General features: G+C 70.7%; 16 protein-coding genes. 6 read left to right on the plus strand and 10 right to left on the minus strand.

Features of this window, described 5'->3' with window-relative positions; all coding sequences use genetic code 11:
• Nucleotides 1–6 precede the first annotated feature (6 nt).
• The 7 genes from LWC35_RS14480 to LWC35_RS14510 all read right to left on the minus strand — a co-directional run bounded on the left by LWC35_RS14480 (nucleotide 7) and on the right by LWC35_RS14510 (nucleotide 8,800).
• Complete coding sequence (locus tag LWC35_RS14480) at nucleotides 7–2,514, minus strand: ATP-binding cassette domain-containing protein (RefSeq protein ID WP_232870631.1); 2,508 nt, start codon at nucleotides 2,512–2,514, stop codon at nucleotides 7–9.
• Nucleotides 2,511–3,653 (minus strand): substrate-binding domain-containing protein, encoded by a 1,143-nt coding sequence (locus LWC35_RS14485; protein WP_232870632.1) that lies wholly within the window; start codon nucleotides 3,651–3,653, stop codon nucleotides 2,511–2,513. The genes LWC35_RS14480 and LWC35_RS14485 overlap by 4 nt, the downstream gene beginning before the upstream one ends.
• Before the next feature lie 45 nt (nucleotides 3,654–3,698).
• Nucleotides 3,699–4,589, minus strand: a complete 891-nt coding sequence (locus LWC35_RS14490) for an ABC transporter permease (RefSeq protein ID WP_232870633.1) — start codon at nucleotides 4,587–4,589, stop codon at nucleotides 3,699–3,701.
• A gap of 127 nt (nucleotides 4,590–4,716) precedes the next feature.
• The gene (locus LWC35_RS14495; protein WP_232870634.1) at nucleotides 4,717–5,700 is read right to left on the minus strand and encodes a quinone oxidoreductase family protein; all 984 of its coding nucleotides are present in this window, start codon (nucleotides 5,698–5,700) and stop codon (nucleotides 4,717–4,719) included.
• Nucleotides 5,701–5,741: 41 nt separating this feature from the next.
• Nucleotides 5,742–6,752, minus strand: coding sequence for a zinc-dependent alcohol dehydrogenase family protein (locus LWC35_RS14500; RefSeq protein WP_232870635.1), 1,011 nt, complete (start codon nucleotides 6,750–6,752; stop codon nucleotides 5,742–5,744).
• On the minus strand, nucleotides 6,752–7,588 hold the full coding sequence (locus LWC35_RS14505; RefSeq protein ID WP_232870636.1) for a mycofactocin-coupled SDR family oxidoreductase: 837 nt from the start codon (nucleotides 7,586–7,588) through the stop codon (nucleotides 6,752–6,754). The genes LWC35_RS14500 and LWC35_RS14505 overlap by 1 nt, the downstream gene beginning before the upstream one ends.
• 39 nt (nucleotides 7,589–7,627) lie before the next feature.
• The gene (locus tag LWC35_RS14510) at nucleotides 7,628–8,800 is read right to left on the minus strand and encodes a thiolase family protein (RefSeq protein WP_232870637.1); all 1,173 of its coding nucleotides are present in this window, start codon (nucleotides 8,798–8,800) and stop codon (nucleotides 7,628–7,630) included.
• 402 nt (nucleotides 8,801–9,202) lie between these two features.
• Between LWC35_RS14510 and LWC35_RS40940 the strand changes: the two genes are divergently transcribed.
• The 3 genes from LWC35_RS40940 (at nucleotide 9,203) to LWC35_RS14520 (ending at nucleotide 10,452) form a co-directional block, all read left to right on the plus strand.
• On the plus strand, nucleotides 9,203–9,487 hold the full coding sequence (locus tag LWC35_RS40940; RefSeq protein WP_372463046.1) for an MFS transporter: 285 nt from the start codon (nucleotides 9,203–9,205) through the stop codon (nucleotides 9,485–9,487).
• Between the two features lie 31 nt (nucleotides 9,488–9,518).
• Complete coding sequence (locus LWC35_RS14515) at nucleotides 9,519–10,028, plus strand: helix-turn-helix domain-containing protein (protein ID WP_232870638.1); 510 nt, start codon at nucleotides 9,519–9,521, stop codon at nucleotides 10,026–10,028.
• 97 nt (nucleotides 10,029–10,125) lie between these two features.
• A complete protein-coding gene (locus LWC35_RS14520) occupies nucleotides 10,126–10,452 on the plus strand; it encodes a P27 family phage terminase small subunit (RefSeq protein ID WP_269804147.1) in 327 nt (108 codons plus the stop codon).
• A 566-nt stretch (nucleotides 10,453–11,018) separates the two neighbouring features.
• On the opposite strand, the gene LWC35_RS14525 is transcribed toward LWC35_RS14520, so the two are convergent.
• Together LWC35_RS14525 and LWC35_RS14530 are read right to left on the minus strand one after the other, a co-directional pair.
• Nucleotides 11,019–12,065, minus strand: a complete 1,047-nt coding sequence (locus LWC35_RS14525) for a coiled-coil domain-containing protein (protein WP_232870640.1) — start codon at nucleotides 12,063–12,065, stop codon at nucleotides 11,019–11,021.
• Complete coding sequence (locus LWC35_RS14530; protein ID WP_232870641.1) at nucleotides 12,062–12,316, minus strand: hypothetical protein; 255 nt, start codon at nucleotides 12,314–12,316, stop codon at nucleotides 12,062–12,064. The genes LWC35_RS14525 and LWC35_RS14530 overlap by 4 nt, the downstream gene beginning before the upstream one ends.
• A 764-nt stretch (nucleotides 12,317–13,080) precedes the next feature.
• Here LWC35_RS14530 and LWC35_RS14535 point away from each other — a divergent pair.
• Genes LWC35_RS14535 through LWC35_RS14540 form a run of 3 tightly spaced genes read left to right on the plus strand, consistent with a single transcriptional unit; the run spans nucleotide 13,081 to nucleotide 16,816 of the window.
• Complete coding sequence (locus LWC35_RS14535) at nucleotides 13,081–13,392, plus strand: hypothetical protein (RefSeq protein ID WP_232870642.1); 312 nt, start codon at nucleotides 13,081–13,083, stop codon at nucleotides 13,390–13,392.
• Nucleotides 13,393–13,412: 20 nt separating this feature from the next.
• Nucleotides 13,413–14,174 carry a nucleotidyl transferase family protein gene (locus tag LWC35_RS40945; RefSeq protein ID WP_372463047.1) on the plus strand — a complete coding sequence of 254 codons (762 nt, stop codon included), beginning with the start codon at nucleotides 13,413–13,415 and terminating at the stop codon, nucleotides 14,172–14,174.
• Complete coding sequence (locus LWC35_RS14540; RefSeq protein WP_232870643.1) at nucleotides 14,171–16,816, plus strand: class III lanthionine synthetase LanKC N-terminal domain-containing protein; 2,646 nt, start codon at nucleotides 14,171–14,173, stop codon at nucleotides 16,814–16,816. Before LWC35_RS40945 ends, LWC35_RS14540 begins: the two co-directional genes overlap by 4 nt.
• Here LWC35_RS14540 and LWC35_RS40265 read toward each other — a convergent pair.
• On the minus strand, nucleotides 16,788–18,623 hold the full coding sequence (locus LWC35_RS40265) for a M36 family metallopeptidase (protein WP_232870644.1): 1,836 nt from the start codon (nucleotides 18,621–18,623) through the stop codon (nucleotides 16,788–16,790). The two genes, LWC35_RS14540 and LWC35_RS40265, sit on opposite strands and share 29 nt — an antisense overlap.
• Between the last annotated feature and the right edge of the window lie 105 nt (nucleotides 18,624–18,728).

The raw sequence follows: 18,728 nt of genomic DNA on the forward strand, positions 1-18,728 counted from the left end.
CAAGGCTCAGTGCGCGCTCCGTGCGCGACGGACGGACAGGGCTACGGCCAGCAGGATCACGGCGCCGGGGAGCCAGAACTGCCAGTACTGGCCCAGGCCGAGGAAGCTCGTCGCATTGGAGATCACGCCCAGGAGCAGGGCACCGCAGAGCGCGGCGACGAAGGAGCCGCGGCCACCACGGACACCGGCGCCGGCGATGATCACCGCGCTGATCGACGTCAGGGTGTAGGGGCCACCTTGGCTCGGGTCGCCGACCCCGATCTGCGCGCCCAACAGGAGCGCTCCTAGCAGGGTGCAGACCGCGCAGGCCAGGTAGGCCGCGAGGACGGTGGACCGCGCCCGTACCCCGATCCGGGTCGCGGCGCCTCGGTCCGGCCCGACGGCGCGCAGCGCGACACCGACCCGGGTCCGGCGGAGCACGAGATCCGCCCCGACGGCGAGGACCACCGCCACGCCGAAGACCACCGGCGTACCGCCGACGGCGGTCTGCACGGCGGTGGTCAGGCCGCCGTCGATTGAGCCGCCCGCCTGGGGGCGGAGCAGCAGCGCCGCCCCCTGGGCCGCGATCGACGTCGCGAGGGTGGCCACGATCGGCGGCAGCTCCACGACCGCGACCAGGGCTCCGTTGACCAGCCCGACACCGAGGGCGACGGCGAGCGCGACGAGCAGGCCCGTGACGAGGTCGGTCCCTTCGGCAAGGACGAAGGACATCACGACGACCAGGAGCCCGGCCAGCGGCCCGACCGCGAGGTCGATCCCCCCGGTCAGTACGACCGCGAGCTGCCCCACCGCGACGAACGCCAGCGCCGCGACCGCGTACAGCAGCAACTCGATGTTCAGCGGGCCGAGGAAGGCCGGCACGAGTGCGGCCGTGGCGCCCGCGAGCACGGCCGCGAGCAGCAGCAGGACGGGCGCCGCGACCGCGTCGGCCCGACTGAGCCGCGAGCGCCGCTCTCGCGGCGGGGCGTCGGTGGCGGGCAGATCCGCGCGCCCGCCAGTGGCGCGGACGGCGGTGCCGGTGATGCGGTCCTCCGTGAGGTCGTCTCTGGAGAGGACCTCCTGAACCTGACCTCGGGAGAACACCACCACCCGGTCACAGAGCCCGGCAAGCTCGGCAGCGTCGGCCGAGAGCACAACCACCGGCTTGCCACGCTCCGCGAGCCCGCGCAGCAACCCGTAGATCTCGGCCCGGGCGCCGACGTCGACCCCGCGGGTCGGCTCGTCGCAGAGCACGACGGTCGGCTCGGCCAGCAGCATGCGGGCGAGGACCACTTTCTGTTGGTTCCCGCCGGACAGGGTGAGGATCCCGGTCTCCGGCGATGCGGCCTTTACCGAGGTGGCTGCCATTTCCCGCTCGACAGCGCGGCGTTCGGTCGACGTCCGCACGACGCCCGCGGTCGCGAACCTGCTCAACGATCCGATGGCGACGTTCTCCCGCACGGACAGCGCCGCCGCGACGCCCTCGCGGAGTCGGTCGGCGGGCACGAACCGGACCCCGGCCGCGGCGGCCGCGGCCGCAGAGACCGGCTCGATTCGCGTGCCGCCGAGGGCGAGGGTCCCGGTCGTAGCCGGGTTCAGGCCCGCGAGCGCGCGCAGGAACTCGCGCTGGCCGTTGCCTTCCACGCCGGCGAGACCCACAATTTCGCCGGCGTGCACGGTGAGATCGACGTCGGTGAACCCGGTCCCGCCGAGCCCGGTCACGGTGAGGGTCGCGGCACCGATGTCGTCGGCGCGGGCCGGGAACACCGCCTCCAGCGACCGACCGACGATCATCTCGACGATGGCGTCGTCGTCGATGCCCTCGGCCGCGCTCGTCCCCCGGATCCGACCGTCGCGCAGGGTCGTGATCCGGTCGGCGATCCGGCGGACCTCCGCGATCCGGTGGGAGATGTAGACGACGGCGGTGCCGGCTGCCGCGAGACCGCGGACCAGCGCGAAGAGTCGCTCGACGTCGTCCGCGGCGAGGGACTCCGTGGGTTCGTCAAGGATCAGCACCGCCGGTTCCGCGTCGAGCGCTTTGGCGATCTCCAAGAGCTGGCGCTGCGCGGGCCCCAGCTCGGCGGCCCGCTGCCGGGGGTCGACCTGCAGGCCAACCCGTTCCAGGCACGTAGCGACCCATTCCCGCGTGGCCGCGCGACGCGACCGGTGTACCGGTGCCGCGGCGAGCAGCAGGTTCTCGGCGACCGTCAGGGCGTCGAGAATCGCCGGGTCCTGGTAGACGACGGCCACGCCCATTTCGCGTGCCGCGGCGGGGGTCGCGTGTGCGAGCGGCCGCCCGCCGATCACGACCGAGCCGGAGTCCGGGATGACGGCGCCGGCCGCGACGCCGATCAGGGTGCTCTTGCCGGCGCCGTTCTCGCCGACGAGGGCGTGTACCTCGCCCGCGGTGACGGTGAGGTCGACCTGGTGCAGGGCGGTGACCGCTCCGTAGGACTTGCTGATCCCCCGCAGTTCGAGCGCCGGCGTGCCGTCGGCGACGGCGGGTGCGTCCGCGGTCTCGAGCGCGCCCGTCACGGGGCCCCACCGCCTCGGGTGAGGGCCTTGAGTTGGTCGTCGGTCATGCGGTTGGACAGCAGCGCGCTCGGCGGCTGCGCCGGGTCGCAGGTGGGCCTGCGCGCGCCGTCGAGCGAGTTCTCGATGAGCCGGTCGGGCACCATCGGGTTCGGGCTGAGTGCGTCGTCGGGGCTGATCTCGACCCCGGCAGCCTTCGCGATCGCCAGCTGGGCGGCGATGCGGCCGACGAAGTTGCCTGCGGACACCGTGGCGACCTGCAGGCCCGGGTTCGCCGCAGAGAGATTCGCGTAGTCGCAGGCCAGGGCGTTGGCCTCGAGACTGGCGATCGGCACCAGCGGACGGCCGGCGGCCTGGAACGCACGGATGATGCCCGTTGAGCTCACGCCCTCATCGGAGAAGACCCCGGCGATGTCAGGGTGTTGCGACAGCAGGCCGGCGGCGGCCTGTTGTGCCTTGGCCGGGTCCCAGCCGCCGTCGATCCAGGTCGTGTCGCCACTGACGAGGGTGGCGTTCGGGAACGCCTTCAGGCCCTCGACGATGCCGGCGACCTCCTGGGCCGAGGGTGCATTGCCCGCGGGCCCGCCGATGAAGGCGACCTTGCCGCCCTGGGGCAGCTGCCTGCCCATCCACTCCGCCCACTCGCGCCCCGCCTGACGGTGGTCGATGTCGGCGTAGGCGAGGTAGTCCTGCCCGGGTGCGCCGCCGGGGTCCGCGCCCCAGGGGACGATGGCGACGCCGCGCTTGTGGGCGGCCCTGATGCCGGGCAACTCGGCGCCGGTCCCGCCGGCGTCCGGGATGATCACGATCGCATTTGCGCCCTGGGCGACCATGCCCTGCAGACCGGAGATCGCCGCCTGGAGGTCGAACTGGGCGTTGACAGTGAGGACCTTGGTGACGTTGGGGCATTGGTGGACGGTCTTGAGCACCTCGTCGGCTGAGGTCTTGGACCAGGCGTTGAGGCCGCCGCCGTCCTGCATGCCGAACACGACGGGCTTGGTGCCACACCAGGCCGGCGCCGGGCCGCTTGTAGCGGCCGCGCTGCCGCCACCACCGCCCGAACAGGCGGCCAGGGCGGTGGTCGCGAGCACGGCGGCGAGGCAGCCAAGGCTGCGACGGGCAGAACGTGGGAATGCGCGCACGGTGTCCTCCTTTGGACATGCCGTAACTGCAGGTGAGGAGGCCGCCTACCGGCGGCCGGGTCGTCCCCCGACGATCCGGGCGAGACCGGTGCGTCCACGCAGGCCAATGCCCAGCACGATCACGCCCGCCTGGATCAGGTACTGCACCGCGGTCGGTGCGCCGCTGGAGAGCACGACCTGACCGAGTTGGGTGAGGAAGAGGGCACCGACCGCGGAGGCAATCACGCTGCCCCGGCCGCCGCCGAGCGCCGTCCCCCCGATCGCGACCGCGGCGATCGTGGAGAGTAGGTAGTCGTGGCCCTGGTAGACGCCGGGGCGACCAAGGAAGCCTGCGAGCAGGACACCGGCCGCCGCGTAGGCCAGCGCGGCGAGCACGTAGGTCGTCGTTTCGACCCGGCGCACCGGCAGGCCCATTGTGTGCGCCGCCGCCCGGCCCGCACCGACGAAGGTGAAGTGGCGGCCGGCGACGGTACGCCCGATCGCCCACGCGGCCACGGCGACGAGCAGTGCTGCGATCCACACGACCAGCTGCACGCCGAGCACCCGGTGCCCCACCAGACCGATCAGCGCCGCCGGGACCTCGCTCGACATGTTCCCGCCGGTCAGGAAAAGCACGACCCCGGTGAGGAGCGCATTTACCGCGAGCGTAGCGACGAGCGGCGTGACGTCGAGCCGGGTGACCGCGAGCCCGGTGAACGCGCCCGTGGCCGCCGCACAGCCGAGGGCGACCAGGACCGCCGGCAGGGCGCCGCCGTCCGTGCCCCCGGAGACCTGCACCACGAGGACGCACGTCAGGGAGATGACGCCAGCTGCCGAGAGGTCGATGCCCCCCTGCTGGATCACCAGGGTCTGTCCGATCGCGGCTACCGCGAGGACCGCCGCGAAGGGCAGCATGGACTGCAGCGCCGCACCCGTCAGGCCGCCAGGCACGGCCACCGCCGATACCGCGAACAACGCGGCGGTTAGGACCCACACCGCCACAAAGGGGCCGCGTGACCGCGGCAGGGCCCGGAGAGTGGGTCGCGGCGGCGCGGCGGTCGTCATGCCCGGCCCCGGCTCGTGCTCATGCCCATGGCTGCAGCACGACCTTGCCCGTGGACCGCCGCTCCTCGACGAGCCGGTGGGTCTGCGCGGCCTCACGCAGCGGCAGCACGTGGTCGAGCTGCAGGCGCAACCGACCGTCGACGACCAGCTCGACGAGCTCGGCGACCGTCGACTTGATCAGTTCGGTGTTCGGGAAGTACTGGTGGACCCCAAACCCGACCATCGACCGGTTGTGGTTGAACAGCTCGCCGGAGTGCACCAGGCTCGGGATGTTGCTCGCCGAACCCAGCACCACTAAGCGGCCGAAGGGCGCCAGCGTACCGAGGGCGGCCAACAGGGTCTCCCCTCCGACGGACTCGATGACGAGGTCCGTCCCCCGGCCCTCGGTCAGCCGCATGACCTCCTCGCCCCACCCACTCAGGCTGTAGTCCACACCGAGATCGGCTCCGAAGGAGCGGGCCAGCTCAACCTTCTCCGGGGTGCTCGCTGCGGCGATCACGCTGCCCGCGCCCCAGACCTTGGCCAGCTGGACGGTGAGGATGCCCAGCCCACCCGCGGCGGCCTCCACCAGGACGGTGTCGCCCTTGCCCAGCCGCCCCGCCTCGCGCAGCGCAAGTGCGGCGGTGATGCCCTGCAACCACAGCGCCGTCATCTGCACCGCGTCGATCCCGTCCGGGATCGGGATCGCCTTCTCGGCGGGGACCACGGCGTACTGGGCGTAGGCACCGGAGCCGGAGTGCACGAAGACCGGGGTGCCCGTGGCCGGGCCGTCGACTCCCGGGCCGTGGCCCGCCACGACACCGGCCATCTCGTAGCCGATGGTGAAGGGAGTCGGGCTCGGCTCGTGCATGGGGTCGCCGCGCCGCCGCATGATGTCGACGTAGTTGACGCCGGCGGCCTCGACCTTCAGAAGGATCTCGCCGCGACCGGGTACGGGGTCCGGGACGTCCTCGTAGACGAGGACCTCCGGGCCACCTGTCTCGTGGAACCGGGCAGCCTTCATCGCAGAATCACCTTTCTGGCAGGAGGAAGGAGTACGGGCGCTCAGTCGAGCGAGATGACGACCTTGCCGAACAGGTCGCCGCCGTCGAGGTGGCGGAACGCGGCGGGCGCCTCCGCGAACCCGAACACGGAGTCGATCACCGGGGAGATCCCACCGCGGGCGACGGCAGCGACGACCTCGGCGAGCCCTGCCCGGTCGCCCACACGCACCTGGCGCAGATGGGCGGAGCTGCGGAACAGCTCACCGAAGTCGATGGTCGTCGCGGAGCCGTCGAGGAAGCCGACGAGAGCGATCTCGGACCCGGCCGCGATGGCGATCATCGACTGCGAGAGCGTCCCCGGGCCCCCGACCTCGACAACCCGGTCGACCCCGGCACCGGCCGTGATCTCCCGCGCGACCCGGCCCCAGGCCGGGGTGGCCCGGTAGTCGATGACGTGGTCGGCGCCGAGGTGCTTGAGCCGCTCGGCCTTTGCCGGGGACGAGGTCGTCGCCACGACCTGTGCCCCGCTCGCCTTGGCGAGCTGCACGGCGAACAGCGAGACACCACCGCTGCCGAGGGTCAACACGGTCTGGCCGGCCCGCACGGGCTCGGGTCCACCCAGGCAGGTCCACGCGGTCAATGCGGCGCACGGAAGGGTCGCCCCGTCGACATAGGACACCGAGTCGGGCAGCGGGACCACCGCCTCGGCGCCGACCGCTTTGTACTCGGTGAGCCAGCCGTCGCGGCCGCGCCCGTACTGATCGAGCGCGAGCGTCGCCGGGGGGCGCCCACCGAACCAGCGGGGATGGAAGGCGCTGATCACGCGGTCCCCGACCGCAAACGGCGCCCCCTCCCCCACCTCGACGATCTCACCGGCGGCGTCGCTCGTGGGGACCATTCCGGGATCGTGGTGCGCCGGGTGCCGGCCGGTGGGAATGGCGACGTCCCGGAAGTTGAGCGAGACTGCCCGGACCCGCACGACCACCTCGCCCGGCCGCGCGGCCGGGACCGGCGCGTCGTGGACGTTCAGGTGGTCGAACCCGCCGAACCGGTCGAAGCGGTAGGCCTTCACTACGCAGCTCCGTTCTGTGCCGCCGCGCCGGCCAGCGGGCCGACGGACTCGCCGGTGATGTAGCTGGTCCCGGGCCGGACGAAGAAGAGCATCGCGCGCGCGACCTCCGCCGGGTCCAGCCACGGGACACCCATCGGGTTCAGCGCGAACGCCTGACGGACCTGCTCGTCGCTGGGGTCCTCGACTCCGGGCACGAACGCGCGCACGCACTCGTCGTTGCGGATCATCGGAGTGTCGACCATGGTCGGGGTCAGCGCGTTGACGGTGATCCCATCGTGGGCCAGCTCCAGCGCGGCCGACTTGACCAGGCCGAGGACGCCCCACTTCGACGCCGCGTAGTGGCCGACGTTCTGCATCCCCATGTGTCCGACCGCGGAGGAGGTCGCGACGATCCGCCCGTAGCCGCGGGCGCGCATGTGCGGGATCACCGCGCGCATCGCGTTGAAGATCCCTGTCAGGTTGATGGCGATGGTCTCGTCCCACGTCTCGGCGGACATGTCGCCGATCGTGCCGAACGTCAGGATCCCGGCCTGGGCGACCAGAATGTCCAGCCGGCCGAAATCGGCCACCGTACGGTCGGCGACCTCGATCAGGCCTGGGAGGTCGCGCACGTCCACGACGTGCGCGACGCATCGGCCGCCGAGCGCCTCCACCTGGCGGACGGTCTCCTCCAGGTCCGCATGGTTCGCCATCGGGTAGCGCGTGGTCGTGTTGTCCTTGACCGAGTCGACGAGGACGACGTCGGCTCCTTCCTCAGCGAGGGCGACCGCGTGTGCCCTGCCTTGGCCGCGCGCGCCCCCGGTGATCAGGGCAACCTGGCCTTCGAGTGTGCCCATGACGTTTGCCTCCTTGCGAACGTTGGACTTCTTGAGGGGTCAGTCGACGAGCTCGAGGACGGTGGCGTTCGACAGTCCGCCGCCCTCGCACATCGCCTGCAGTCCGTACCGGACACCGCGACGGCGCATCTCGTGCACCAGGGTGGTCATGAGGCGCGCGCCGCTCGCCCCAACGGGGTGCCCCAGCGCGATCGCGCCGCCGTTGACGTTGACCCGGGCCGGATCCGCACCGGTCTCGGCCTGCCAGGCCAGCGGCACCGAGGCGAATGCCTCGCTGATCTCGAACAGCCCGATCTCGTCGATGCCCAGGCCCGCGCGCTGGAGGACCTTGTGAGTGGCCGGGATCAGCGCGGTCAGCCGGAAGACCGGGTCGTCCCCAGCGACGGCGGTGCTGTGCACGCGCACGATCGGCCGCAGCCCGTGCCGCTCGGCGTACTCCGCCGAGGTCAGCAGGATCGCCGCGCTCGCGTCGCTGATCTGGCTGCTGCTGCCGGCCGTGAGGCGCCAGTCCAGGTGCGGGTAGAGCCGCTGGGCGGCCTCGTTGCGGAAGACCGTCTTCAGCTCGCCCATCGACTCGAGTGTGCCGCCCGGTCGGATCCCCTCGTCCCGGTCCAGCTCCGGCAGGGTCACGAGCTCTTCAGCGAACACGCCGGCCTCGGTCGCCCGCTGCGCGTTCTCGTGGCTGCGCAGGGCGAACTCGTCGAGTCGGGTGCGTGAGAGGTCCCACTTCGCGGCAATCAGCTCGGCCCCGACGCCCTGGTGCGGGATCCCGTCCGGGTACCGCGCGTCGTGCAGCGACCCGTAGACGTCCGTGCCCTCGGGGAAGTCCGAGCCCATGGGCACCCGCGACATCGACTCGACCCCGCAGGCCACGACCACGTCGTAGGCGCCGGCCACGATGCCCTGGGCCGCGAAGTGCACCGCCTGCTGGCTGCTGCCGCACTGCCGGTCCACCGTCGTCGCGGGCACCGACTCGGGGAAGCCCGCCCCGAGCACCGCAGTGCGGCCGATGTTGACGGCCTGCTCGCCGATCTGCGTGACGCAGCCCGCGATCACGTCGTCGATCACCACCGGGTCGATTCCCGCGCGCTCGACCAGTGCGGTGAGGCTGCGGGCGAGCAGGTCCGCGGGATGGACACCGGCCAGGGCACCCGAGGCCCGGCCCTTCCCGATCGGGGTACGAACGGCCTCGACGACGACGGCGTCCCTCATCTGTGCAGCTCCTCCGGCTCGATCTCCACCGTCCCGACGCCTGCACGACCGCGGCGGCATTGATGTGGGGCGGCTCTCAACATCGGATACTTCTTGACCAAAAACTAAAAGTCAACCCTCTGCGTGTGGGTCGAGGATCCGATTCGCTGTGGGCCGCTCCGTCCGCTCCGGGGTCACCTCCAGCGAATCGAGCCGAACGATGACGTCCGAGCCCTGCCGCCCCGATCACGAGGTCAGCGCCACCCGCACCCACAGCGGCAGGCTGCGCAGACGTGCGATCCTGGCCGCCACCCTCGGGCACGGCCACCGGGTTCTACGACGTGACCGGTTACGCCTACCTGACGACCGTGATCGCGATGGTCTTCTATCCTCGAGGGATCCGGCCGCGGGCTGCTCGCGGCCTTGGCGGCCTTCGCGGCGCCGTTCGTGGTCCGTCCGCTCGGCGGAACCCTGTTCGGGTGGATAGGGGAGACCCTCGGCAGACGAAAGCCACTGGTCATCGCCCTGTTAGGGATGGCGCTGGCGACCTTCGCGATCGGCCTGCTGCCGACCTACGCAGCATCCGGCCTCGCCGCGACGGCTCTCTTGATGGTCGCGCGGATAGCGCAGGGCATCTCCGCGGGAGGTGAGATCGGGGGTGCCGCGGCGTCCCTTAGCCTTAGCTCTGGAACTGACGGACGTCGTTGACAGTCTGGGCTCCTAGATCGAGGAGTCCCACGTGAGCGAGCGCGTGTGGAGTGAGAAGGACCTGGTCCGTCGGGCGAAACGCCGCCTGGCGGTCCTCCAGCACGCAGAGGAGGTCAGCGGCAACGTCGCCGCGACCTGCCGCTACTACGGCATCAGCCGGACCGTGTTCTACCGCTGGAAACGACGCTACGAGGACGAGGGCCTCGACGGACTCAAAGACCGCTCGAGCACGCCGATGCACTGCCCGACCACGACCCAACCCGAAGTCGTCGGCAAGATCATTCACCTGCGCCAGCACTACCACTTCGGCCCGATGAAGATCGCCATGTACCTGCAGCGCTACTTCTATGTGCGCGGGCGCGATCGGACCGCCCAGGCAGAGCGTGAGCTTCTGTCCGTTGCGGTACGCGTGCAACGTCGGCCAACTTGTAGCCGTCCCGACAACCTGCCGGGGAATCGACGCTCCGCAGTTGACAGCCATACGCTGGCGGAATGGCCCCTCCACCCCCAAACCCACCAGACTCGCCCTGCGGCACGGTGACGACAAAGTCCACCCCGGCAGGATCAATCGCGACGAGCCGGAACCGGGTCCTGACGAGCCGGAGAGGCCGGAGGGGCTGTCCGACGCACAGCGGGACTTGTGGATCAGAACCACGAACCAGTTGCGGACCATGGGAGTACTGCATGCTCCCGACGCCCCGATCATCACTGCGTACGTCACCATCACGGAGAAGGCCGACCGGCTGCGGGTGAAGATGACGAACGAGCCGGAGATCGTCCGCGATCCCCGGTCCGGCCATCCCATGGAAAATCCTGTCTTCGGCCAGTGGCTGCGCGCGGTCACGAAGATGGAGCAGCTCGGCGGCAAGCTCGGCCTCAACCCGAGTGCCCGCGCGGGCATCCATACGAAGAACGCCGGCGTGTCCCCTCCGGCGACGGGGACGGCCCGACTCTTCGGCCGGTAGGGCGCCCCGCGGTGAGCGCTCCGGGGAGCAAGCCGTCTTTCACCGGGTGGACGACCTCTCCCTGGACCGGATCGCGTAGGCGTTCGGACGGACGACGGACTGGGCCGGGATCGGCGTGAGCATCTGGTCTCTGCTGCCGTGGGCGTAGCTATACCTGTGCAGATGCTCGGTGTGACGATACAGATACACGAGATCGGGGCGACACCGGAGCGGGGCGTGTCCGGGGCTGGGGATTCTGCGCTCGTGGAGGGCGAAACCTGCCTACCGGTGCGGCGGATCGGGCTCGCCTCCCAGGCCGCGCACCGCGGCGACACCGAGCCGCTGCGGCGGATGCTCGAGCAACTCGTGGACGACCCGCAGGCGCCGGCGGTGGTCCCCGCTCGGAGTCCATCTGGCTGTACTGGCTGTTACCAGGCGTGTCGTCCCCGCAGGCGCGGGGGTGGTCCCGAGTGGGTCATTGCGGGGTCAACTACAGCATGGTCTTCCCCGCAGGCCGCTAACAAGCCCGGAGGGTGCCCTCGAGCTACCGGTTTCCGCCCTGACCACGCCGCGCAGGCCCGAGGCGCTCACCGCGACCCGGGGTTGCGCTGCTCGATCGTGGCTGTCGCCGCCGCTAGCCGAGTGCGCAGCTCCCGGATCTCGTGGTCGGCGGCGCCGAGTTGGCGGTGCAGCGCGGCGAGCTGGTCGGCGTGTTCGGTGGCCAGCTGCTGGGTGGCGGCGGCGAGCTCGGCGCGCTGCCGGTCGAGTGCGGCGGTGTGCCGCGCGCGGGCCTGGTCGGCGGCCGCCGCCGCAGCGCGGCGCAGCCGCTCCAGCTCGGCGGCGTGCTCGGCGCGGGCGGTGGCCAGGGCTTCGTCCCGGGCGGCCAGCTCGGCGTGGTGCGCGTCGACGAGTTCGCGGGTGCGGGTGCGTTCCTCGTCGAGGGCGGTCTGAGTGGCGTGCCGGCTGGCGTCGGCGGCGGCGAGCCGGTCGCGCAGGTCGCCGACCTGGGCGGCGGCCGCGTCGGCGAGTTCCTCGGCGCGGAGCAGGCGGTCCTCGAGGGCGGCTTGGCGGCCCTCGGCCCGGAGCTGTTCGCGGGTCGCGGCGGCGGCATCCTGCTCGGCCCGCTGTTGGGCACGTTCGGCGGCCGCGGCGCGGTCGAGCGCCTGCGCGGCCCGGGCCGCGTCGGCGCCGGCGTCGTCCTCGGCGGCAGCCGCGCGCTGCTCGGCGAGCGCGCGAGCCCCGAGCGCGTCGGCGGCCGCGGCGAGCGCCGCGTCGCGCTCGTCGAGGGCCACCCGGGTGGCCTCGCCGACCTGCTCCCCCACCGTCCTCACCGCGTCGAGCAGCTCCTGCAGCGGACCGCGGGCCGCGGCCAGCCGGTCACCGAGCTCGTCGAGCACCGCCGGCCCGAACGCGCCGTCCTCGTCAGCGGTCAGGGACTCGACCGCGACGAAGGCGGCCTCGGCGGCCCTGCAGGACAGATCCTGGGGGCCCCAGGTCTTACCGTCCTGGCAATAGCGGGCCCGGTTCCCCCGCCCGGTGGCCGGCGGGATCGGGGCGCGGCAGCGGCGGAATGCGCACAACCGCCCCTCCCCCGCCGGCACCGCGACCCCGGACTCAGCCGCGGGAGTTGTCATAACGAAGGGCCTGCGAGCTCGGCGGCGATCGCCTGGGCCACCGGGTCGCCCGGGTGCAGGTGCAGGAACGCGGCCAGGACGTGCAGGGCGTCCAGGGCCTCGCGTTCCCGGCGCGCCCACTCCCCCGCCGGGAACAGCGCCTCACCGGCGCGCAGCCCGGCCGCGCAGCGGCGAGCCTGGGCGCGCACCGCGGCCACCACCGCGCGACGCTCGGGCTGCTGACCAGCGGAAACCGTCGCGTCCGGGCCCATCGGTGCACCACCTTCACCAGTTACAGAATTCGAGGTGTGACAGCAATTCGATAATTAGTGAAGTGGAGACGTGGTCAACCAGGGAGAAACGCTGATCTTCCGGGTGGCCGAGGAGCTTCCGAGCGGGCCCCCGTTCGAGTAGGGGGCGATCTTGGCAGCCGGGGCCAGATCCACTTCGAGCCCAGGCCGCCCACTTACCTGAGACGCGGGACCACCTACGCAGAACCGCCGGGCCCGCCTACTTCCGCTGAGACAGGACACAGTTCTCGGCCGGTGGATGGCGGGTTGGTGGGGGGTGGCAGCCAGGTCGCCGATCTCATGATCGGCGTGCGCGCTCTGTGAGGGCCGGATGCCGATCAGTCGTCGATGCCAGTCTTGCGGAGCCGAATCGGATCGGGGCCCCCAGCGTTGCTTGGCAGCGCTTCTTGGGGACGTTGGTTGGAGGAGGTGAGAGTCGGCGGCGGGAACCGTAGGAAGGATCACCACCATGACCGTCATGTCATCACGCGAGCCCCGGCCGTTGCGGTTCGGAGTCGTCGCTCCGATCAGCGGTCACTCGACGATCTTGATGCCGGACGTTCCGCAGTGTCATTCTCCCGGGCACTCGGGCCCTGATCATGGGAGGTGCGCCGGCTCATCTGCGCAGGTCAGAAGCCTGAGGTTCACAGCCTCGGTAACGGACTGGTCTGCTCGGCCGAGTACCGACACGACGGAACGTTCGCTGAAGAGACGGCCATTCGGGTCGATGGAGGGGAAGTGCGGCTATGACCAGCTCGAACGACCAGAAGTTCTCACTCACCGTTAAGCGGGGGGTGATGGTGCCCGACCTGGATGCGTTCCGCGAGTTTGTAAAGCAGCTGCAGGACGAGTTTAAGAACGCTCCAGAACTCCTCGAGAGCTTCTCCGATAACCCCGCGGGCTTCCTCGGTGAACGCGGCGTGAACGCAGACCTGCAGCGGGAATTTGTCACCGAGCTGGGGATCGGTGGGCACGAGTTCGGGTGCAGCGTCCTGAGTTGCGTAGCGACCGACGGCTGCGTAATCACTGAGGTCACCCTGCCTCCCATCATCCCTTAGGTCTAGAGGCGTCGCGACCGGTGGAGATCTCTGCGCAGGGCGATATCCCTCGGGCCAACGTCGCACTGATCGGTCAGTGGGACCCGATCTCTACCACCCACCAGGCCTTGTTTCGAAACGAGGTGGCAGCCGCGGCGCGGACCGGGCGGGGGGTCGTCGTGCTCACCCTCGATCCCGCGCCCGCCGCCCACGTCTTCGGGTTCCGGGCGCGACCACCATTGGACGATGTGGCGGCCCGCATGCGGATTCAACGCGGCTGTGGTGTCGCTGTTCGGGCCACTGTCGCCCTCACCGAGGCCGAGAGCGCCCGTAGTGGCGCCGCCGAGATGCTCGGTGAGCTCCGTGCCCGGTTCCCGATTGACGAACTGGTGCTCGGGGCCCGGCAGACTCTCGGGGTTGGGAGCCGAGGAGATTTCGCCGCCGTGCTCGAGGCCGCTTGGTCCCACCGACTCGCCGTGCGCCGGCTCGATCCGACCGTGAATCGGCTACGCACCTCGGACGCTCGGCGAGCCGTCGCCAGCGGGCGGGTGGCGGAGGCAGTCGCAGTTCTAGGCCGGGAGCTGTGCTGGGCACGCCCGCACGACGGACGCGTGCGCCTGCCTTGGCCCGCGGGCCTATACAAGGCAGTTGGCCTCATAGCCCCGGGTGCAGGGGCGCGACGAATCGGCGACGAGATCCAAATAATGCTGCGAGACGACGGGGATGTGAGCTCCTTCGCCTGGCCGGACGACGCCCTGAGCTGGATCGGATTCCACAGCGGACCAATGGACGACAAGCCATGACGCTTCCGCTGGCCCATTCTAAGTACGCCGAGGCACTCGACACGCTGACGGCGTCCTTGGGCTCAGAATGGGCTATTACACGCACGCCTGTTGGACAGTGGTCGTGGATCGGTTTTCAGCGATCCGACGTCGTCCTGCCTGCTCAAGGATGGAAGCTGCACGTTTCGGCGCCTACACACCTCGCGCACTTACTACTCATAGACGTGGCCCCGGAGTTGATTCGGTCCGCAGTCGCGTTCAAGGTGCCCGACCGGATCGGTGGCGTGATCGAGCTCAACTCCGGCAAGGCGGGCAGCTCACAGGTTGGCAAGGTCATCACGGTCTACCCGGTGTCGGGCGGCGAGCTCCGAGCGGTGGTCGACCAGCTGCAAGAGATCTGGAGGCCCGCCACCGCACCCGAGGTGCCGTCGGACCTCCGAGCGGGCGAGGGACTCTGGATCCGCTACGGCCCTTTTGATCACGCCCCCATCATCGTTGATGCGCTCGGGCGGTTGTCCGCTGGCCTACTCGGCCCGAACGGCGTGGTGGTGCCCGACTCACGCGTGCGTGCCGCAGCCCCCGCCTGGGCTCCCGAACCACCGGTTCCGGTGTCGGTGCCGACGCCACCGCCGCCCGGGCCAATCGTCGTCGATGGGCGCCGATACCTCCCGCTGAAGGCATTGTCCACGCGAGTCGATAGCTCGGTTGTGGCGGCGTTGGCGGTACACGATGTCCGACTGGTTGTGGTCCGACAGGCCGTGGCGGGCATGCGAGTGGATACCCGGGGGCATGACGCCGTCAGCCGATTGGACAACGAGTACCGCATGCTGACCGAGCTGAGGGACGTCGACGGCTGTCCCCCCGTACTGGCCTACGACGCCGCCGCGCACATCCTGGTCACCGGCGACGTAGGCGGCCAGACGGTGGAGTCGTTGCCCGCGTCGGATGGCTTTCGTGCGCTTCCGCCGCTTGCGCGGCTCCTTAGCGGGATCCACGAAGCCGGCATCGTCCACCGGGACGTGAGCCCGCGCAATGTCCTGGTCGACGGGACGTCTGTTCACCTCGTCGACTTCGAGCTGGCGGCGCACGTCGATGAGCAGACCCCGATCGCCGGGGGCACCCCTGGCTACCTACCTTCGGGGGCTGGAGACCGGACCGTGGAGCTCGGTGACGACGTCCACGCGCTGGGATCCTGCCTCACCTATGTCGCGCTCCGTTGCTGTCCCGGACGGCTACCGACCGGCCAAGGGCGGAGGATCGGACTGTTGCGCCGTGCTGGGCAGGACGCGGCGGCCGACCTCGTCACACGGCTCTCCGACGAGCCGACCCGGCCCAGCGCCGGGAAGGCCGCGATGATCCTGGACGCCATGCTACCGATCCTCTCTGACCAGGCGGCGGCTGCCTGGGCCGCGCCGACAACCAGAGAGGTGCCCGGCGAGCTGCGGTGGAGTCGTCGTGCGGCGGTCGCCGCCGGACACGCAGCGCGGTCCTTCGCGACGGCGGGCCGTCGTGGTCGGCGCTGGCGCACAATGCACCTTTACAAGGGGTTCGAGCCGCAGGCGATTAACCTGGGCACCGCCGGGATTGTGCTGGCGCTCACGTCGATCGACGAGGCGATGGGCCGCATCGACTTCTCCGCGGACGTGCTGGACGCGGCCGAATGGCTTGCAGCCGAACCGCCCTACGAGCGCGCTCACGGGCTGTTCACGGGTAACGCGGGCGTAGCTGTGGCCCTGGCCGTGGCCGGACGCCGCCACGACCGGCCCGAGTTGATCGACGCCGCTCGTGTACGGCTGGGTATGGCAAGCATGCATGCCGTAGCGGACTACGATCTCTTCTCCGGCGCCGCCGGCATTGTCCGGGCGGGTTGCCTGGTCGCCGCCGTATCCGGGGAGGCTTGGCCACTGGATCTGGTATCCGGCCAGGTCGGCCGCCTCCACACCGCCTGCCGCGCCGGTGCTGCGCCCGGATGGCCCGCGAGTCCGGACTTCGACACCTCCCGCGCGGTCTACCACGGAGCTGCGCACGGGTCGGCGGGGATCGCGCTGGCGCTGGCGGAGTGGGGCGCGATGACCGGCGCGGCCGAGTCGATGAGCCTCGCCGTCGAGACCTTCGAGGGCATCCATTGGCACGCTCGCACACCCGAGGGGGACAACATCGTCCCCTCCTCCGCGGGCGGTCGGACATTCCCGGCGCTGGCCTGGTGTCACGGTCTGGCCGGTGTCGTGTGGTGCCTGGAGCAGGCGTTCGGAGGATCCGACACTCTGGCCGAGGTCCGCGAGCAGGCCGTCGAGGCGGTTCTCGGACCACCGCCCCTGCTCCACGATCCGACCCTCTGCCACGGCACGGCGGGAGCACTCGAGGTCTACCGGATTGCGCGTGCATCGCCGACCCACGGTGACCAGGCAGGCAAGCGGGTCGCGGATGCCGTGGCCGTCCTGCGGGTGCTGCAGCAACGGACGCCGGAGGGCACCGTCTGGGGGGCGGAGGAGCCCTCTCTCATCACCCCGGACCTGTGGGTCGGGTTCCTTGGCACAGCCGCGGCACTGGCGATGAGCGCCGCGGACGTGTCCCATCCGCTGCTCTCCCTGGCCTGGTTGAGCCGATGCGCCCAGCAGCCTGTGAGCAGGGAGGTCAGGGCGGGGGAACCGTGGCATCGGTGACGATGCCCGCCAGCGTGGGGCCTTGGGACGACGCCGCGAGGCCCATACCGAACGCGGCGAAGGCGGCCCAGATCCCGGCGCGGGCCTCGGCCGCCGCAGGCCCGTCGATCGCTCCGTCGTCGAGTCGGTCCTGCAGCGCCAGCAGGATGGTGTCCCGGCCGTCGATTAGGCTTGGGTTCACCGGGAGGTCGCGCAGCGCGTCGAGCACCAGCCCGACGGCCAACCGGGCGCCGATCCGCCGGTGCATGGCGAGGAGGGTGGCGCACCAGATCTCGCCGATCGCGTAGGGTTTGCCTCGTAGGTCGGGCAGCGAACCGAAGTTGGCCTCGGCTACCGGAAAGTTCTCGTCGTAGGGGAAACGGCGAGTGCCGCGGTCCTCGCCCGAGGACCAGCCGCCCATTGCCGTCCGTCCGGTGACCACCGTCGCTAGATAGTCGCCCCAGCCCTCTGCCATGCCGCGGCTCTGCGGCTCGACGAACGGATTGGCGGTGGACCCGCCGCCGACCAAGCGCAGGGTGACGCCGTGCATGTACTCATGAACGACGATGGTCATGTCGAGCGCGGTCGACCGACCGGTATCGGCGTCCGGCCCCAGACGCATCGCCGGGACCCGGCTCAACGCCCACCAGTGCGCGGTCCCCATGACCGGGTCCTTCCGGACCTCAACGTTCACGCGAGTGGTGGGCCGACCCGCGGCGCTCACCGCGCCGTCCTGATAACAGCCCTCCGCCTCCCGGAAACCCAATAGGTATAGGAGGTCGTGCACCGAACAGACCCCGTAGAACGCGTTGAGCGCTGCCTGCTCGGGCCCGGTAACGTCGACCGGCGCAAAGCGCACGACCCCGCCGGCGCCGTCACTGGCGATGGGTGGGGTGTTCGCGCCGACACTCGCCCGTGCGGCGTATCCCTCGGTTGCATCGATGGCGACCCACGCCGAGGGTTTGGACTGGATGTCGATCGTTTTCGGGTCGACCAGGGAGCCATACACCGTCCATGGACGCGGGAACTCCACCTCTTGCCGATCACTGCTCGGGTCGACTGGATAGACGGTCCCTGTGCAGGCTCCCGGGACGAGCTGGACTGCATAACAGACGTCAGGGGTGTCCGCTCCGACGAGCACCCGATAGCCGCCCTCAAGAGCCGACACGGCGATGGTCATGTCCCAACACAGGCGCAACGAACCCCCGAGAGGCAACCAGGTCAGACTCGCCTGCACGGGCTCGTCGAGCGGCCCGGCATCCAGGACGGTGGGGCGGGTCGGCAAATCGACGAACTGCCCTAAGATCCGGCCGACGAACGCCCCGAGTTCGACCGGCAACGCGTCAGGGTGAGGGTCCTCCAGCGGCTCGGTCGCCAAGTGGCGCACGGCGGCCTCGGCCGCAACGTCCGCGTCGACGAATACGTCGGCTTCCGCCGCCGGTCCTACTGCGAGTCGGCCTTGAGTGCGTTGCACGTCCTCGAACCGTCCGAATCGAACGACCTGGTTGCCCATGAACACCGGGATGCCCCGCAGCTCCTGCTGCAGGTGCACACTCGCGCCGCCGCGTCGTCCCACCGCCGCTGTCTGGTCGGGACGGAACTCGATCGGCTCGACCTGCTGAGCCCCGAAGACCTCAGTGGTGAGGCGGGCGACCGTTAGGGCGCGGTCGATCAACGATCCCGCACGATCCTGCGCGCCGAACGGCAGGTCCTCCGCACGGAGCACGAACGACACGTAGTCGTCCTCGGTTCGCAGGTCCACCTCACGTGCCATCACGCGCTCCCCCGGCCCGTCGTCATCCACCGAGACTCGATCCCGCTCGAGCACCCGTTACCTGCGGGTCTTGCAGGCCGCTCGGCCGGGGACAAGAGGACGACGAGTGGGTCCTTCAACAGGACGAGCTGGTTCTCCTCGCCGGAGCTGTCCGCGAGG

The sequence above is a fragment of the Pseudonocardia kujensis genome (assembly GCF_021283305.1).
Taxonomy (GTDB): domain Bacteria; phylum Actinomycetota; class Actinomycetes; order Mycobacteriales; family Pseudonocardiaceae; genus Pseudonocardia; species Pseudonocardia kujensis.

What these genes read in the sequence shown, in the direction of transcription:
- LWC35_RS14495 (WP_232870634.1), bottom strand. Translation starts at nt 5,700, where the DNA reads ATGAAGGCTGCCCGGTTCCACGAGACAGGTGGCCCGGAGGTCCTCGTC.
- LWC35_RS14505 (WP_232870636.1), bottom strand. Translation starts at nt 7,588, where the DNA reads ATGGGCACACTCGAAGGCCAGGTTGCCCTGATCACCGGGGGCGCGCGC.
- LWC35_RS14510 (WP_232870637.1), bottom strand. Translation starts at nt 8,800, where the DNA reads ATGAGGGACGCCGTCGTCGTCGAGGCCGTTCGTACCCCGATCGGGAAG.
- LWC35_RS14525 (WP_232870640.1), bottom strand. Translation starts at nt 12,065, where the DNA reads ATGACAACTCCCGCGGCTGAGTCCGGGGTCGCGGTGCCGGCGGGGGAG.
- LWC35_RS14530 (WP_232870641.1), bottom strand. Translation starts at nt 12,316, where the DNA reads ATGGGCCCGGACGCGACGGTTTCCGCTGGTCAGCAGCCCGAGCGTCGC.
- LWC35_RS14535 (WP_232870642.1), top strand. Translation starts at nt 13,081, where the DNA reads ATGACCAGCTCGAACGACCAGAAGTTCTCACTCACCGTTAAGCGGGGG.
- LWC35_RS14540 (WP_232870643.1), top strand. Translation starts at nt 14,171, where the DNA reads ATGACGCTTCCGCTGGCCCATTCTAAGTACGCCGAGGCACTCGACACG.